We start from the raw sequence: 17,484 nt of genomic DNA, 5'->3' as shown, positions 1-17,484 counted from the left end.
GGGCCTGTCTCCCAATGGCTCTAGCCGTTTGTGGTGATGCTTGATGGGTGTCGCGTACTTCTGTTCTGTCTGATTCTCAGTGGGCTCTGATCGAGCCGATTCTGGTGACGTTCCCGGCGCGCCAAGGACGGTGCCATCCAGACGTCGAATTCTCTGCTCGCTATCGACGGCATCGTCGTCGTATCAGGTGCTTGCCCGGCGCTGATCGAGCACGCGCCGGGTTACCTGTGGGATCCGAAGGCGGCGGCGCGTGGCGAGGATGAGCAGATCAAGGAGAACGACGACGAACTCGATGCGTGGCGATACGTCGTGTACTCGACCCGGCGTTTCTGGCGCGACATCGTGCGAGTGTCTGCCGCGTCGGACCATGCGGCGGGCGTTCGGGACCTGGATGAGTACGCCGCCGCTTGACGACGGAAGCCTCTCCATGACCTCTGGAGCCTCAGGGGCTCGTCGCATTTCCAAGGTCACGGAAGACCCCACGGGATGCCGAGGACCGGCTCATCGCGATAGCCTCTGCGGCGGATCAACTCCTCGGACAGCTAATCTCGGGCAATGGACGTCTTCTGGGCCACGATGGTGGGCGCGATTGTGGGTGCCGGGGTGGGCGCTTTCTCGTCTTGGCTGTTTGCACTGGACCTGCGACGTCGAGAGGCGAGAGAACGGGCAGAGAACCGTGAGCACGAGCGTCTGGATCGCGCCGCTGAACGCGAAGATGCGAGACGAGAGCGCCAGATCGAGATGAAGCAGCTTTCTAACCAGAAACGGATTCTGACGATGCGCGGCGGGCTAGCGGGTGTCTGGAGCATTCTGTGGGACTGGACGTTGGCTGAAACGGCGGTCGAACGGGCGGAGCGACAAGCGCTGTTTGTTCAAGCGCTCCATGAAGCCAAAAGCGAAACCCGTCACGAAGAGTCGGACCTGTGGTGGGAGCTCTACCGGATGGCGAGATACCCGATCTTCGAGCGCCTACCCCAGGTGGCTGATCTTCTCCAGGACTACCTCGCAGGATACGGGAGGATCTCGAACCCGCGCAGGGCGGCAATCCGCGCCACTTCCAAGCCGTTGCGTCCCGTGGAATCCATTGAGGACTAGGCGTACCGGTCAACTATGGCGTGTCTCCTCATGCCTTTGACCAGATGGTGATGGCGCGGAGGACCGCTCCACCGCGGTAGGTGAGGGCGAGTTTGTCGTAGCGGGTGGCGAGGCCACGCCACTCCCTGAACGTTGAGAAATTGCGTTCGAGGACGTTGCGGTTCTTGTAGTCGTCACGGTCGAAGCCCGGTGGCCGCCCACCCTTGCTGCCCCGGCGGATGCGGTGCCCAACCTGGTCTTAGGGTTGCGGGATGACAGCGCCGATACGTCGTCGCTCACGCAGGTGAGAGCGGATAGCGCGCGACGAATACGCCTTATCTGCCCGAACCCGATCCGGTCTGGTCCGCGGGCGCCCCGGGCCGGCCTCCTACGTGTGGTGCGTCAGTCGTCGAGGTTCCGCAGCCGTGTCGGCACCGTTGCCGCGGCGACCGTACCCTGCCCCGGGCGGTCGTAGACCAGTCCGTCGAGGTGAGCGGCGACCATCGGCAGCTGCCAGAGCTTTGGAATCTCCAGCCGGTTGTCAGCCCGCAGCCGGACCCGCTGTACCGGCGCCGTCTGTCGGAGCAGTGCCGCATTAGCCATCGATGCCCGTGCACGCGGGTTGGCCGCCCACTCGGCAGGTGGAGTGACAGCCGCCGGGTCGAGAAGCGAGACCCGCTCCCACCCTCCGGCGATCAGCGGGCGCTCAGCCGCGAGGTGGAGGAATGCCGGAGTGGTGACTGGGCCATCCTCGCCTGGCGTCGGGAAGAAGTCCGTGCTCCAGTCTGCGATGAACACGCGTTGCCAGACCTCCCGCGCGCCTGAATTGAGAGGCGGCTGCTCGTCCATGAATTTGCGGAGGCCTGCGACGACGGATGCCCGAACGCTGTTGGTGAGTCCGGCATCGGCCGGTGAGTTGCCTGTGCGCTTAGCGACGGTCACGACGAGCAGCGTCAGCTCAGGGCTGCCGAGAAGCACTCGGCAGAGTGCGAGGATCTTGTTGACCAGCCGGGGCGACCCACTAGATGCCTGCAGCTCGCAGAGGATCGGCAGGCCGTCTATCGCCCTGATTAGGACACCGTCGACCGTCGCCTGAACGTCGGACTCATTCGACTTCTTCACCTTCGCCTGAGCCGGTGCTTGGGCTTTGGCAGGCCACCGGCCAGACACCAAGTAGTGCCCTCCGAACGCCTCTCCGAAGGAGCACGCGACCTCCGGAATCCATGCCGCAGTACGCCGCAGCAACTCAGTCATATGCCCATCGTGACGCGCGAAACGACGCTTGGTGGACAGCTCCGCGCTGCCCGATCCGGTCACGCTTACGAGCTCGGAGAAGGTCAGGAGCGGACTGACTTCGCGCTCGAAAACGTCGTTCGACGCGAGCCGCCACAGTACAAGTCCGGGCGTCCGGCGGAAGTGCGACGTGGTCGCTGTTTCGATCAAGTTGGCGCTCCACAGGATGCGGAGGATCTGTGACCGGGAGTCACGAAGGCGTGCGTCACCAGTCCAGAATGCGAGCTGTTCCGACGTCGCCTCGTGCACCGAATTGAGAACGGCCAAGACCGTGAGACCGACGCTTCTCGTCTCCTCACGGCCCACCCATTCTTGACCTTTCGCGCGTGGTTCGAACACCGCCGATGGCAGCGGAACGCCGGTGGCCAACGCCACCTTCTCGGCCGCCGCCCGACCAAGAAAAGCAGGCGCCGAATCATGCCAGCGGTGCCAATGAATGTCGAGCTCCGCGGCCCGCGATCCGTCCTTATCCAGCGGTCCGAGCGGAGGCAGCGCGGAGAAGGGCACTCGCTCGGAATTCGTTGCAGTCGTCATGCACGTTACGTGTGCGGCGCGCGCCGTCCGTCCGTGAACTGCGGCGGGTCTTGGCGTAGATCGTCGACTTGTCGGGGCCGCAAAGCCCTGAAACAGCGGCAAGGCCGTCGCGAGCCCGCTCCCTCCCTCTCCACCATCACCCTCCGGTGCTGCCAGACAGCTCACTCGCACCTACGCAGTGGGTCCCACCCAGGCCCTCCGCTCGCGCCGTCGCAACTCCTCTGCGATGAGCCACGCCGCCACTCGCTCGGCAGCACAACCTGCGCACCTGTCGAACCACCGCACGCGCACCGCACGCCATCCGCTCACCGACACCAACGTCGCGCTGCGCGCAACATCGTCGCCGGCTCGCTGGTTCCGAGGTAGGTCACACCCTGCGTTCCTGCGTAACGTGTGTCGTCTCGACAGCCGAACCGACGTCCGTTGCGCATCGATCATCAGAACGCCATCCGATCCGAACCGGTGGTGTCGGAGGCCACCTGGCCGATGAACGCCAGATCGTGTGGCACGTCGGTCATCTGAACGGAGGAACATCGCTCAGCTGGCTGACCGAAGGACAGGCGAACGGAGTGAGCCGCTGGACGTTGCCCGGGCCGAGTACCTGCAGATCGTCGGGCGGAGCGACGGAGGCGCGGAGCCCATGACGTCGGACTCGGAGGGGATCAGGATGATGGGCGTGGCGAGACGCGCAGCGTGGAGCCACATGAAGATCGGCTCGGCGGGGGACAGGTCGCCTGGGCGGGCGGAGACAGCCGCAGGCTGGCGGAGCCCATGGCGTTGACCACGACGGAGTGCACACGGATGGTCGGGGCGGAGACAGCCGGCAGGCTGGCGGAGCCCACATGGCGATGGACAGGGCGTGGCACAGCTGGATGGTCGGCGGAGACGGCCGGAGGCTGGCGGAGCCATCATGGCGATGGGCAAGGCGCGGCACAGGTAGATGGTCGGGGCGGAGACAGCGCAGCCGGCGGAGCCCTCGGCTCGGTTGGAACGTCGGCAGGCAGCTCGGCTACGCCTCGTGGAAAACAGGTCGGACGGCATGGAGGGAATCGGGTAGAGGAGGCCGAAGGCGGACGGCGGGCGCGAAGCGAACGGCAGGAGACGGAGGCCTCTACTTACAGCAGACCTCACCCGCTCCAGTGCCGCTCGGGCACTTCCCACGTCGTATGGTCCGTCGGCGGCTATCGCCGGGGGCTTGCCGACCGGGGTCGGCTCGTGTCGTGGTTCGAGAGCTAGTGTCGGCAGCTCGGCGCGGGAGGCTGACACTCGGGGCCGAACTTGGAGTTACGCGGTCCGTGGCCTCCGAGACGCGGTCACCGAAGCGGCACGCCGCGGCGGTCAGTTCCAGCTGACCAGTGGTGCATCTGCGCGCACGTACAGCGGATGCCGTGGGTGTCCGGCATTAGAAATGCCGAGAACTCTGAACTGCAGTGCGGGTATGAGCGCGCGCACCTGGTCGACGCGGGCACGGGTCGCGTTGACTCCCCAGGCCGTCACCACAGGGCGGCCATCGCTCACATTCGCCTGCGCAGACACCGGACGGTGCTGCACAGACGTACGTGTGCGGCCCGCGGATGGTTCAGGGCAGCGGTCGAGCAAGCCGTCCACATCGCTTCTCCATGACGAGCGCCGGCGTAACTATCCTGAGCAGATGCGCTTCCGGACGCCGCGATTCCTCGTTGAGTTCCGCGCGTCGTCCATCAGGGCCGTTGACGCTTTCCGGACTTCGCCTTCTCTCGCAGCCGTAGAGCCCCCGCCGGTGGAGCCGGACATCGCCCAGCCGAGACAGTTCCCAGTGGTCTCCACCGCGGCCGCGGCCGTCCTCGCCATCATCTGCCTCGTCCTATTCGTGCCGGCGGTCGCAGACGCCCAACCTTCCGCAGGCGAGCGCGACCGGATCGTGATAGACGGCGGTCCGGGCTCCGACGTCTGGGAAAGTGGGCGGGATGTGAGTTTCTATGTGAGCTATGACACGCAAGCTGAGGGTGGACGGGCGCACGCCGGGCTAGAGGTCACTGTGGCCTCTACAACCGGTGCCGATGTAAGCATCGCGGCCTACGGCCCGGCTTCCCACCTACTACAAAGCTGCGACACCGACGCAATCTTCGGCCCGAACGGTGGGGCTGCGAAGGTCGTAAAAACCACCGAGGACCGAGGCAAATACGCCAGGCCAGGAGAAGCCAGCAAGACTGTGCTCATCCACCTCCTAGCCGACTCCGGAAGTGTCACGATCGACTGCGACTTCGACGCGGCATACGCTGCAGCGTCGCGGATAGGGTCCCGGCGCACCTACGTTCCGACGATCATCGTGCGGGGGCTGAATAACCCGACCTGCATCGAGAACACGTACAGCCGGACGACCGGAGACCAGAGTTACAGGTCCCAGTCAGTCAGTTCCGGATGCGTTGACCCTGACGGTGTCATCTTGGATGAGGCGGGAACCGGGAAGGACGTCACAGCGTTCAGCGTGCCGTCAGACGCTCGCCTGTGGGAGGTCCCCACTGAACAGGCGGCCAGAGACGCATACCTGCTCTGGGCGGGCCTACTCGGGGGTTTCGCCCTCGCCCTGGTCGGCCCGCTGCTCTCATGGGCGGATGACCACGCTAGTTACGCGTTGAAGCGAAGATGGAAACCCGACGGGAACTCCTGAGGATGAGGAAAGCCCCGCCCTGCCGAGGAGGGGGAGCGGCAGATGCGGGGCTTCGTGGGGAGAGGATCCACATGAGGCCCGGGGTACCTCACCAACGTCATGCGCGGCACCTTACAAGTTCTGCTGTGGCCGGGCGAACATGACGCAGACCAAGTCAGCATCTGTCAGCGGCACGCTGCCCGGTCGGGTCCTTGCACGGAGGGCCGAGCGGTCCAGTGTTGATGACCGACCCGCCGGAGCCGACGGCAGCACTTCCGACTTCACCCCACGCGCCCCCGTAGCCGTACCAAGGTGAGGTGACTGCGTTTCGCATCGGTACGGCCCACGTCTGCCAGACTGCGCCGCCCGGACGGTGACATCGCCTCGACCCTCAACTCGACCGCACGCCGAGCTCTTGCGCAGGTCGACAAGCCACGGGTAGGAAGCGTGGGAACCTTGTGCGGAATAGACGATCGGGTGGGTTCCGTTGGACACGGCACCGTTTCCAGCCGTACTGTCGGTCATCGCTGCCCAGGGGACCGCGGGCCAAGTCTCCGGTCGACACGTGTGGACGAAGTACTGGACGGACTTGGCTGTGTTGTCGGCGTTCAGGTTCACCATGATGCGTTCCCATTCACCTTCGTGCCTGTCGACGAGTGCGCCCGCTGCCGTGGCGGCGGGATTGAAGCCGTACATGAACCAGTAGGTGATGTACTTGCCGGGCACGAAGTTGTAGCTGAGCGGGCTGCTGACCTTCCCATTCACGGGCTGGTCTCCGACTCGCATGGCATTCGGCAGGTCCAGGAAGAAGCCTTCTCTGCGGTCCAACCCGGATGGTTTCCCTGTGGTGTTGTCTGGGCGGGTGAGCTGGGCGGAGTTGTAGCGCGTGCCGGTGTGCCGGCAGGTCCAGTTGGTGGTCTCCTGATGGTCGTAGCCGCCATCCCCGAGCGTGGTGAGGTTGATCTGGCCTGCACGTACCACTGTGTCATCTGGGCACGCCCAGTCATGCGACCACCTCAGCGCTGACGCGGCCGCGAACTCGTCGACACCCATAGGGAAGTTCGTTTCGCCCGGGTGAAGCCGAACTTCCGGTGCGTAGCAGAGGACCGGGTTGGATTGCGGCGTAGTGCACTTGTTTGCTGGGGGCGGTGGAGGGACGGAGGGGTCCGTCGGTGCCGGGTCGGACGTGTCTGGAACGCCATCGTTGTCATCATCGGTATCCGTGGCGTCGGGGATCCCGTCACTGTCTGTGTCCAAAGGAGGCGGAGTGGTGGTGCAGGAAGGCGCTCCGGTGACAGGGTCGGTTCCGCATGGGTCGACCGGGTCGGGGATGCCATCATCGTCAGTATCGGTGTCCGAGGCGGAAGTCTTCTGTTCGTATTCGGCGCAGTCGCCCATGCCGTCGCCGTCTGAGTCAACTGAGATGTCGCAGACCGTTCTGCGGAACACGATCGTTGAGACCCGGTCACTGCGTTCATACCCGATCGACGTGGAGTCGGAGCTCTCCTCGTCGCATGTTTGAACGAACGACTGTTGGTTCAGGTTCAAAATAGTGAAGTGGCAGTGAGCCCCTGCGATGTTCCACGAGTTCTGGAGCGTGCTGCTCACGACAGTCCCGTCGATGCAGTTGCCCTCTGTCCAAAAGGACGTAACGGGGAGAGGGGCGTCGGACCCGAAGCCAGCGAAGGCCTCATCGCTGATGGAGAGCGGCCAGTCGATGAAAGCCCATCCGTCTCCTTTGGCGCGGCCGGCGCCCTCGTGGGTAAGCGGTGCGCCGTGCAGGTCATCGCACCGGTTTGTGCCTTCCCCCTTCTCGTGCGCTCCTGCGGAAACCGTAGCCCCGCAGGTCGTTGGGTCTTGAACCGTGACCCCCGGCTGACTTGAGTACAGGGCGACCGAGGATTCCCTTCGAGTGCCGCTGCCTTGTTGACCGTCGTTGTAGTGCTCCTCGAACCCGTATGTGAATACGGCCGACCCGTACCACTGGCAGGCCTGGTCAACTTGCGGTGGCGGGATCGGATCGAACTCGACCGGCAGGTAGCCACCATCGAGAGGGTTCGGGTCAACTGTTGCGTAGGCGGCTGGCGCTATTGCGAGCGCGGCTACGAGCCCTAAGGCTGCGAGCACAGACAGTATTGCTCTGGCGGCTCGATTGTTTGTTCTTCCGTGCACGGGTCGGGATCCCATGACGCCTCGCTTCATTGCGACTGACGGGTGACGCGTCAGGGTCCCACAGAGGGATCGGAAGCGCTAATACCCCGAATGGGGGTCACGAGCCTATCTGGCCCTCGAACCGCACCGACCGCACCGACCGCACCGACCGCACCTGCCGCGCATGAGAGAGCATGGAAACCCTTCTGCCCGCTGACGCGTTCCCGGCTCCGGGGTCGCCTTGGCCCTCGACATCGACGGTGTGCTGAACGCGATCGATGTTGCCCAGTGGGAGCGGAACAGCAGGGCTGGAATGACTTTCGAGAAGGCGATGCCTCCGATCGCTGACGGTTGCCAAGGGAGCACGCGACCTCAGGTTCGGCGATCATCCAGTGCCACAGCAGGGTCCATTAGTTCCCATGCGTCCGCTCAAGCCGGTCCGCTGAGCCGAGGAGCCGGAGGGCGATACCCGGGACGTTACGGCGTTAGGCCGCGAACCCGTTCCAGGCCGGCGCAGCAGAATTTGTACCTGCGCCCGCTGCCGCACGGACAAGGTCGATAGTCGCCCTGCTGGTAGCCTTCGATTTCCTTGACCGGGATCGGGAAGTCGCCAAGTAACATCCCGGCTGTTATCTGAACCTGCATGGACGGTTCGGTAGCGCCGGGCCAACCACTGCCTTCGGCCACCTTCAGGCGTCCGGAGAGCTCGGACTGCACCGTTCTGCCGTGCCGAACAAGAGCAGACCAGATGCGCTTCGTCCCTGGCTTCCCCGAATTCTCGCTGTACCCATCGGCGATCGCGCCGCCCGCCCCGAGCAGGACACCAAGTCCACCTGTCTGGAACACAACATCGCTGATGAGCCCTGCGGCGACTGTGTACTTCGCACTTGTGACGGCGGCCCCCGCCCGTCGGAGGAACCCTTGGTCGAGCGCACCCTCGGTCCTGCGGAGGATCGGGGCGAGCAGCGTCCGTTCTTGGTCACGAACATACGCGCCGAGCTCGGCTGACGACGAGTTGAGAGGCGCATTCTGGTAAAGCCCATGCAATTCCGAACGGAACTCGCCGAACGCGTCGTCATCATGGATCTTGCTGATGAGGAAAGGTGTCAGCCCTGCGAAAATCGGCAGCTCCGATTGCAGCAGAGCCTGGCTCACAGCCGTGGAGGGCCCGGCGATCTGGGCAACGCCCTCGCGACAAAGGTGGCGCTCGTGATCGAAAGGCGCCACGTAGGTCGCCCCATACTCGTTGGCGAAAATGTACTCGCGTGCGAAGTACCGGAACCCGTGACGCATCGCCCGGCGTATTTGCTCTTCAGGCTCGAGTGAAGGGGCGAAAACGAACAAGCCGCGGACGTTTCCTTCTGTCGCGATGTCTGCCGGCCCGAACTTTTTCGCATAAGCAGTGAAGTCCGAGCCGACCGCCGATTCCAGCAGCCCTGTCAGAGCCTCGACCTCCGGACTTCGTCTGCGGTGCACGCTCTCCGCAGGTGTCATCACAATGATTCCCGCATCAATAAGAGGGCGAAGCCGGTAGAGCTCAGGTACCACGGTGCAGAGAAAAGCTCTGGTCCGATCCATGCGAATCGCATAGCCGTCGCTCGAATCGCGGTACCCCGGCCTGGACGGAATCATGTGCTCTATGAAGTACTGATCATCGGAGAACCAGTCCGCGAGAGGGTCCCGCACGAGAACCTGCCCGCTGTACAGCAAGTTGCTGAGAATGAGATCGCCTTCGACGGCCCAGAAACTCGCTGACGGCCAGCCGCCGATGTAGACCGGGTGGGCGCTTTCCTCGAGAGCAGGCGTGGCTTCCTCCGCATACGACCGGATCTTCTCACCGAGCTCATGAATGGCTCTGCCCGGCATCGTGGCGAAATCCAGATCGCCGCGCAGGACGCTGAACTCATCGAGGACGTCGAGCACAGACCGCATTTGAACTCCCGACTCCTAATGCACATGCGACGGCGATAGCCGCTGCCAACCCGTCGTCGGCTCAGACCAAGAACCTACCGCGGGCACCATAGCGGGATCGATCAGATCGAACAGCGCAGCTGTGTGGAAGACGGATACGACGAGCTGAAGGAGCCAGGGATGACCGCGGCCGAGGCCGTTCAGGACGTGCGCTGCCAGTCCCGGACATGTAGCGGTCAACGGCCAGCTGTGCGCGGCGGTCAACTGACCGGCCAGGATGCCGACGCGGACATGACGCGGAGACCGGGCCGCGCGGAACCGCGGGCGGTCCGATTTTCGTTCCGCCGCCCACCCGGAAGGTCAGGTCGGAGGATGGAACGTGAGGCTGACCGCCCGCCGGCCCTGTCAGCTCGCCGACACTTGCCGTCCTCCGGAATGAGAATGGGCCGCCCCGAAGGACGGCCCGTTCACCTGCGCGTCAGTCAGTCGGCCTGCGCGGACTCCCACTCCGAGCGGGCACGCTTCGCTGTCGACTCCGAGCACTTGGCCTCTGTCACGATCAGCGGGATCGACGGCCGGACTCCAGCTGTGGCGGCCAGACGGTCGATGACCGCTATAACATCCGCCCGCGACCCCAGTACCGCTGGCTTCCGCAGCGCGCGGACCGTCGGTGTCACCACCACCTCGGCGGCCAAGACGTCGGCGGCGGCCGCAGCACGAGCCGCCGCAGCCTCGGCCTTCCGCTGGGCGGCAAACTCCACCTCGATCTGCTGGCGGATCTCCAGGTCGGACAACGGCCTCACCGCCGGCTTTAGGAGGAGGGTGAGGAGGTGCGTTCCGAGCACCAGAGCTACCGGGGCTGTGGCGCCGACGATCCACCGCTCCGACGGGTCAAGATGGTCGGTTCCGGCGCTGTGAAGTCCGTTGGCCCAGATCGAGATCGAGGCGCCGAGGGCCAGAACGAGGAATCCGTAGACACGCAGAGCGCGTGACCGCGGCTCCAGGATTACGGCGGCGAATGTGGCGACTGCGATCAAGCCATCGACTGCCACGGGAAAGGCCGGTGCGATCCATTCCGGGATCCGACTGGCGACGGCGACCGCCGTTAGGCTCTGGAAGGAGATGAGGAACGCTGCGCCGAGGATGACTACGACGCCGACGGCCGTCGCCCAGATCAGGCCGGGCGCGTCCGGGCGCAGGACGCGAGCGTCTTCGGAATTGCGGCGGGTTAGGTTGAGCGCGGTCATACAGTTCTCCTCGGTTCAAGCGGTTCAGAACCTTCATGCGCGGCACAGGTCGGGAGAACCGTTTGGAACCGGTTCAAGGTCCAGCGGTTCATGCCACCCTCCAGAACTGGTTCTGCGTCGGTTCAGGCAACACTGCGCTGGACCGGTCATCCAGAATTTCGGCGAACTGGTCGTGGACGGGTCCGAACACCTGGTCGACAGCCGCGGCCACAGCATCGGCCACCTCGGACTCGTGCTGCTCGATCAACAGCTCGACCAGCTCCGAGATGTTGGCCTGCTCGGGTTCCAGGTCGAAGAGGGTGACGAAGGACGGCTCGGGCGACGCAGCGGCTTGTTTCGTGCGAACACGTTTCGCCGGTTCGACGGTCTCGACGGCATCCAGGTCGAACAACCCAGCCGGCTCAGTCTGGTGGTCGGCTGGGCTGATGGGCGTGACGGTCCGCGCTTCGGTGGTCTGGGCGGTGGCCGGTGCGGTGGCCTGCGGGGTCATTGCGAATCGCCAGAGACCCTCGTCGAGCAACTCCTCGGCATCGGTCGTTTCGAGGTAGCCGGCGCCCGCGAATACCTGCCGGGCCACGTAGTCGAGAACACCGTGCAGTTTGCGAACGGTCCACGATGACACGTTGAGCGTTGCGGCGAGCTCATCGACGGTCGGTGCGACATGGGTCTCGAGGAGCTTCGTGAAATGGATGCGAGCGGCGATACCGACCAAGGGGTTGTCGAATGCTTCCAGGTCGGCGATGGTCCTCTCGATGACGACAGCCATGTCGAGCTCGTCGACGGTCTCCTCCTCGAATGAGGGCTCGGATGCCGCCTTGGCGAACGCGGCGTAGGCCACCGGTTCGGTGGTTGCGTCGATGTCGAGCGAGACCGTCGCATGGCGGTCACCGTTCAACGCCGTCTCGACATCCTCGGTAGTGACGAACGCGCCCTGCTTGACCGGGTTGACGCGAGACTCGAGGGCTTCCGCGTTCATGGTCTCGGCGACGTGCTCGACGGTTGGCACATGCCCGAGCTCCTGCGTGAGCTCGTCAGCGCGAGCCACGATCCGCTGACGGCGGCGGTGGTCACCGGTTGTGCCAGCGACTTGGCGGGCGCTGGCGCCGTTCAGGTAAAGAGAGGTTCCGCCGCGGGCGACTCGGATGAGCCAGCCGGTGGGGTTCTCGATCAGCTGGCCACGGTCAGGGCTCTTCACCAGAGCTGCGAGCTCTCGTGAGATGGCGACGAGTGCGGCACCGAGAACATCCTCGGAATTGGCGAGGCCTGCTTTACGAGCTCGTTTCGACGCGCCGTTCGCGAGGAGCGGCCACAGCTCAGCGACCAGCGCATCAGAGAGGCGGGCACGCCGGTGTTCGACCGGTTCGGTGACCAGCTCGTGGAACAGGCCGTTTGCGCGGGTGGCGTTCGTGGACTTGGTCATCGGGTCACCTCCCCGTCTTCGACGAGTGCGACCAGGTCGGCATCGGTCATGTCGGCGCTCCAGATGCCGAGCGACTCGCGTGCCTCGGCGATCGAGCTGTAGGAGGTGGAGTTGGCGGCCTGGGCCTCGGTCGGTGCTGTGGCCGGCTCGGCGCTCGGCACCTGATCCCATGGGCTCGGTGCTGGCTTGATAGGTGGCTGGGGGAGTGGCTCACCCCAGGCGTCCGTCGTCGGACGGGTGGTGGTCGGCCGGGGCGACGTAGGCAGGGCTGCGAACGGGAAGCCCCGCCGGACGAGTGCGCGGCGGCCGGATGGCAGGAGCTTGCGCTCCCGGGCGACAGCGTCGGCGAGGGCTTGGATGCCGCGGCCTCCGTGGCGGGCGTCCACGATGTGAACGAGGAGCAGGCGGCGGTCGCGGTCTGCGGCGGTTGAACCGAGCACGACGTGATAGCGAGACTCGATCCGGCGGACCGCTGCATCCCCGATGCCATCGAGCTCCAGAAGGACCTGGCGGAGGGACAGGCGGCGGATCGCCCTATCGCGGGCGGCCTGCTCAATCGCGTCCGCCAGGGTTAGGACACCCTCGGAGATCCCGAGGAGGAGGTCAGCTCGGTCGCGGTCCGCCTGGGCTGCGGCAGAGTGGAGCTTGGCGGGTGGGTTGATTGGCGGGCGGGTCATCGGGAGGCCCGCTCGTCGGTGCGAGCTTCGGCGGCTTCGTACTCGTTGACGGTGCGCTGCCAGATCGCGGTGGCCGTGCGGCGGTTGCGTCGGGCCTCGCGGCGAGCGGCGGTGATCTGGTGGCGGCTGGCGTTTCCGGATCCTGCGTGGAATGAGTTGGACATGGGTTCCTCCTGTGGGTTTGGCCTTCTTAGGCCTCACACAGAGGTGCCGGGTTGTTTGCCGGCCCCAGCTCAGGACGGTGCCATTCCGGTGAAATCGGCCACCGGAATGGCGCCGGAATGCCCAACAGGCCCGGAATCACGAGGATCGCGGGGGTGTCATTCCGGAATTCCCGGTATGCCGCCAGATGTGGCATGCCCCCTGTAGGAACTGTCATGAGTGACAACGAATCGTTGAAGTAGTTGCCAACCCTCTCTTCTCAGAAGGGGGGTGCTGTTTTCACCGGAATGCCCTATGTATCTCTCTCTTGCTCTCAAGAGAGAAGAAGAAGAGAGGGACAGGCCCGGAAACAAGCCGATCTCGGGGTGCTGGCTGATCGGCTTTGCCATTCCGGTTGCCATTCCGGTCGGCCGTTTCACCGGAATGGCAACCGGATTCGGGCTCGCATGATGTACGACAACACCCCTGAGGACCGCGGAAACATGCCGATCTTGGCTCTGATCGCCGTCGATTCCGATCGTCGTTGCCATTCCGGCTACCGGAATGGCCCGGAATGTCGGCTGGGATCACCGGCAAACAACCCGGCACCTCTCTGTGAAGCCCGAAGCGGCCGATCACAGAAGGACACCCATGTTCAACGAATCCATTCCCTACGACGACACAGACGTTCCTGCGTACGCCGACGCCGATGCCCCGAAACCTGATGCAACGGAACCAGACGTCCCGGGGTTCGACGGCGAGGACGTCGTTTACGCGACGATCGAGGATGACGAGCCGGCCGAGGTTGACGAGCGCCCGGTCCTCACGATCACCGACAAGCACCGCGAGCTCCTGGAACACGTTGGGCGCATCCTCATCCTCGATGCTCCGGACGATGTTGCGGTTGTCGCTGAGCATGCCTCGGGTGGGCTGATCGTCGTTGGGCTGGACGGGGCTGACGGGTGGCACGAGGAGGCCAGCCTCCCGCGGCCCGAGATCGCGGATCTGCTGAGGCGTGACGACGCGCACATCACGATCGCATTCACCGGCATGAAAGGTCGCGCCAGCATCCACGCCGAAGCCGCTGCACTCGGCGCCCACCTCGGCACGCTCGCCAAGGTCGACTACCTCCAATTGGGCGCTGCCTCGCCGGCAGCCACCCTCGCCGTGACCCCTGACGCACGGCGGACTGCCTACCTCGACGGCCTCCTCAAGAGCGCGAAAACGTCGGTGGGCGCCAAGCCGCCGGCTGAACGCGTCGTGGCCGAGAGGGCGGTCGCGGTGGCTGTCCCGAAACCGAAGCCGCTCGCCCCGATGGTCGACGTCGCGCGCGGCGTCATCGTCACCCCGGGTGCGGAGCTGATGGATCCGGAGACGGTGTGGCTGAACGCGGCCGTCGAGCGTGTTGTCACCTACCGGGCCTGGAACGACCTGACCAACCCGAAGGCACAGAAGCCGGTCATCAGTCACGACCTCCTGATTCATATCCCCACATCGTTCGGTCTCGAGAAGTATTTGGTCGAGGATGTCCGCGATGAGGATCTCAAGTTTCCGCGCCGGTATCTGAACTCGGCGCCAGGCGGCGAAAGTGTCACCCTCAACTACATGTTCGCTGCGGGCAGGGTCGGAGAGACGGTCGACGCTGCTATCCGCGGTCACGGCGAGGACAACATCGAGAGGCGAGAAATCATCCTGCGTAACGGGTTCCGACACCGCCTCGACCGCTGGGGTTACCTGACACCGGACGGGACTGTCACCGGCATGGGGATGGATGTCTCCGCTCGGGCGAAGCTGTCCAAAATGCACCAGGCGCACACGCTCCTCGACACTGCCGGCATGTCTCGCGACGAGGAGCTCGCGGCGGCCGTGGAGGCACTCGCAGCGCTCGGTCACCTCGGAACCTGGGGTATCCGCACCGGGCTCATGGGCGCGCTCGCGTACGGGCTCGGGGCGATGACCGGTGCTGGCCGCGGTGCTGGCTCCGTGACCGTTCTCGTCGGGATTCGCGGTTCCGGAAAATCTTCGATCCTCCGCCGATTCCATAAGGCGTTCGTCGCCCCTAATGCGATCGGCCCGACGATGCGTGCGCACGACAAAGCCGCTATCCACCGCAACGGTTACCGAGGCATGGAGAACGGGATCGTCACCGTCGACGACTTCAAGGCTGTGCACTACGACCCCCGCGACGACAGCGAGTACGCCCGTTTTGATTCGGCAGTGCGCCCCGGATACGAAGGCGGGGCGGGCGGCAGCGCGAAGAGCGTCCAGGATGTGGTGACCGGTGAGTGGGACTCCGACACCTCAGATCCCAGCTGCCCAACGATGTACATCGGTACGGAGAAGGTCCCCACCGGTCCGGCGCGTGACATCGGCTCGACGATGGAGCGTCTGTTCGCTGTGCGTGTGACAGCGGCGAACGCGTTCACCAGCGGCCGTGCCCTCGAGTGGGAGGAAGCGACGAACAACAACCCGCTCCTGCACCTCCACACCTCCGCGTACGTCGCCTGGGTGTGCCGTCAGCTGGACCGTGCCGGCACCCTCGACGTCTGGCGAGCACCGTGGTTGGAGATCGAGCAGGAGGAACGCGCGAAACTGCACTCCGTTCACTCGAAAATAACTCCCCGTGGCCGTGAGGTGGCTGTCGCCCCGGTCATAGGAATGATGATCTGGACCACCTACCTCCTCGAGATCGGTGCGATCTCCGAGGCGGAGCGCGAGGAGATCATCTCCAAATCCCGTGAGGCTGCGTGGGCGATCGCTGTAGAGCACAACCGTGCGATCGGTGATGACGTTCCGCTGCACGCCCGGATACTGGACGTGCTAACGGCCGGCGTCATCTCCGGGCGGTACCGCCTCAACCACGGCAATGACGACGAGTCGACGAGCAACGCACCGGTCCTGGCACTGGGGCGGGTGGTCGACGGGATCGACGCTGTCGCGGTCATTCCGACGATCGCCGTCCAGGCGCTGCGTGCCGACCCGGAGTTTGCGTCGTTCGACCGCACGATGCTCGTCGAGGCGATGAAGCCGCTGATTGCCGCGTCCACGACCGGCCAGGCGACGAAGAAGCTGCATTTCGCCGGTGCGAGCGGCAACTTCATCGTCATCCGTCGCGAGGAATGGGGCGATGCTGGCCTGCTCGACCCGGACGCCGAATCCATCGACGAAAACTAACAGTCCCGTCATTTGAAAGGGCGCCCTGGCCATCGAGTGCCAGGGCGCCCTTTCCTTTGATTTCGGGACGGTGTAACGGGTTCATAACAGTCCTGTTCAAGCAGAAAAATCCCTCTCCAGAGCTGGTTCTTCGCCACATGTCTCACCTCTGCAACCGACGAAACGCGTCGGGGCAGAGAGCGAGACAAAATGTCCCTCCCCACCCTCACCAACGAGGTCATCCGTTCCGAGATCGCCCGCATCGAAGCACGGTCGATCACCCCGTCTAGGAAGCCGACCGCTGACGTGGCTGGCCGATACGGCACCGGCTGGCAGCGTCAGGAAGCGGCGCCGCTCATGCGGGCGATCATCGCCCGGTTCGGCGGCATCACTGTCCGTCGTCACCTGGATCGTGCCGACGCTGCGACCATGGCCATCGAGGCGTGGCTGGCTGTGGGCATGAACATCCCGGCCAGCGCCGACGCCGTGAAATGGACCGCCGGCGCCATCAAGGCTCTCGCCCGCGGTGAGCAGCAGTTCTCGATGTTTCTGACATCCGGCGAAACGAACAACGCGGAGTACGTGCCGCAGACCAAGACCGTGAAGCCTCCTAAGCCGGTCCCCGGTGCACCGTTCGACGGTGTCGTTCACAACACGGAGGGTGCCAGTTTTGCCGAGCCCTCGTGTGTCCCTACCCGTTTCGGTGTCACCCCTAACCCGGTGATCGGCGCGATCCCCGGCAGTACCGCCATCACGATCAACCGCCTGTCTCTGCTCGTGGCCGAGGCCGCCGTGGTCTCCGCGGGCATGGACGACATGACGGCTGGCGCGCTGCTGCACGAGCTGGTCCGTCGGGTCGCTCCTACCCAAGCGCAGCTCGTCGGAGAACTTGAGCAGCGCACTGGTCGTCCGTCCGGCGCATCGACGCGTCGTTCCGCGGTCGTCACCCTTCAGAACGCGCGTCAGGACATCGCGGGACGCGCTCGCGTTTCCGAGGATGCGGTGACGATCGTCACGCAGATGCTGTTCGGTTCCCGCACCGCCGGCGGTCTGCTGGAACGGGAGCTGGACGTCGACTCGGAGTTCCAGGAGATGCTCGCGGAAATGAGCGGGGAGGTCGGATCCGACTACCTGTTGGACCGTCGCACTCAGTTCGTGACGGAGGAACTCACCGACTACGCGCAGCCGTTCGTCACCCGTCTGCGAGAGCTGGCTTGAGCGCGGCCGGCAAACAACTCCGCACCTCAGTGCAGA

The 17,484-nt window shown here is 64.9% G+C and carries 12 protein-coding genes and 1 pseudogene; 4 read left to right on the top strand and 9 right to left on the bottom strand.

Annotated elements, in window-relative coordinates; genetic code table 11:
- Positions 1 to 555 precede the first annotated feature (555 nt).
- The gene (locus ASF30_RS02130; protein WP_055900837.1) at positions 556 to 1,095 is read left to right on the top strand and encodes a hypothetical protein; all 540 of its coding nucleotides are present in this window, start codon (positions 556 to 558) and stop codon (positions 1,093 to 1,095) included.
- A 28-nt stretch (positions 1,096 to 1,123) separates the two neighbouring features.
- Here the strand turns inward: ASF30_RS02130 and ASF30_RS23265 are convergent.
- The 3 genes and pseudogenes from ASF30_RS23265 to ASF30_RS23560 form a co-directional block, all read right to left on the bottom strand.
- A pseudogene (locus ASF30_RS23265) lies at positions 1,124 to 1,450 on the bottom strand (transposase); the annotation flags it as partial.
- A 26-nt stretch (positions 1,451 to 1,476) separates the two neighbouring features.
- On the bottom strand, positions 1,477 to 2,328 hold the full coding sequence (locus ASF30_RS22490) for a hypothetical protein (protein WP_157496892.1): 852 nt from the start codon (positions 2,326 to 2,328) through the stop codon (positions 1,477 to 1,479).
- Between the two features lie 1,911 nt (positions 2,329 to 4,239).
- Complete coding sequence (locus ASF30_RS23560; RefSeq protein ID WP_442914944.1) at positions 4,240 to 4,419, bottom strand: DUF1643 domain-containing protein; 180 nt, start codon at positions 4,417 to 4,419, stop codon at positions 4,240 to 4,242.
- Between the two features lie 133 nt (positions 4,420 to 4,552).
- On the opposite strand from ASF30_RS23560, the gene ASF30_RS02120 reads away from it, so the two are divergent.
- Positions 4,553 to 5,551 carry a hypothetical protein gene (locus tag ASF30_RS02120; protein WP_055900831.1) on the top strand — a complete coding sequence of 333 codons (999 nt, stop codon included), beginning with the start codon at positions 4,553 to 4,555 and terminating at the stop codon, positions 5,549 to 5,551.
- Between the two features lie 111 nt (positions 5,552 to 5,662).
- On the opposite strand, the gene ASF30_RS22140 is transcribed toward ASF30_RS02120, so the two are convergent.
- From ASF30_RS22140 to ASF30_RS22480, 6 genes are all read right to left on the bottom strand, one after another.
- Positions 5,663 to 7,138, bottom strand: coding sequence for a thrombospondin type 3 repeat-containing protein (locus ASF30_RS22140; protein ID WP_162240713.1), 1,476 nt, complete (start codon positions 7,136 to 7,138; stop codon positions 5,663 to 5,665).
- Positions 7,139 to 8,158: 1,020 nt separating this feature from the next.
- Positions 8,159 to 9,604 carry a YecA family protein gene (locus ASF30_RS02110; protein WP_157496888.1) on the bottom strand — a complete coding sequence of 482 codons (1,446 nt, stop codon included), beginning with the start codon at positions 9,602 to 9,604 and terminating at the stop codon, positions 8,159 to 8,161.
- 470 nt (positions 9,605 to 10,074) lie between these two features.
- Complete coding sequence (locus tag ASF30_RS02105; protein WP_055900822.1) at positions 10,075 to 10,839, bottom strand: DUF2637 domain-containing protein; 765 nt, start codon at positions 10,837 to 10,839, stop codon at positions 10,075 to 10,077.
- 88 nt (positions 10,840 to 10,927) lie between these two features.
- Entirely contained in the window at positions 10,928 to 12,259 is a 1,332-nt protein-coding gene (locus ASF30_RS02100; RefSeq protein WP_055900819.1) for a hypothetical protein, read from the bottom strand.
- Positions 12,256 to 12,936: a hypothetical protein gene (locus ASF30_RS02095; protein ID WP_055900816.1), complete on the bottom strand. Its 681-nt coding sequence runs from the start codon at positions 12,934 to 12,936 to the stop codon at positions 12,256 to 12,258. The genes ASF30_RS02100 and ASF30_RS02095 overlap by 4 nt, the downstream gene beginning before the upstream one ends.
- Positions 12,933 to 13,100: a hypothetical protein gene (locus ASF30_RS22480; protein WP_157496886.1), complete on the bottom strand. Its 168-nt coding sequence runs from the start codon at positions 13,098 to 13,100 to the stop codon at positions 12,933 to 12,935. Before ASF30_RS22480 ends, ASF30_RS02095 begins: the two co-directional genes overlap by 4 nt.
- Before the next feature lie 628 nt (positions 13,101 to 13,728).
- Here ASF30_RS22480 and ASF30_RS02090 point away from each other — a divergent pair.
- Positions 13,729 to 16,251 (top strand): hypothetical protein, encoded by a 2,523-nt coding sequence (locus ASF30_RS02090; protein WP_055900812.1) that lies wholly within the window; start codon positions 13,729 to 13,731, stop codon positions 16,249 to 16,251.
- Positions 16,252 to 16,440: 189 nt separating this feature from the next.
- Positions 16,441 to 17,448, top strand: coding sequence for a hypothetical protein (locus tag ASF30_RS02085; protein WP_055900809.1), 1,008 nt, complete (start codon positions 16,441 to 16,443; stop codon positions 17,446 to 17,448).
- Positions 17,449 to 17,484: the final 36 nt, after the last annotated feature.

Source organism: Leifsonia sp. Leaf264 (assembly GCF_001422325.1).
Taxonomy (GTDB): Bacteria; Actinomycetota; Actinomycetes; order Actinomycetales; family Microbacteriaceae; genus Orlajensenia.
The sequence above is the reverse complement of the archived record's forward strand: the minus strand, read 5'-3'. Positions and strand labels throughout refer to the sequence as shown.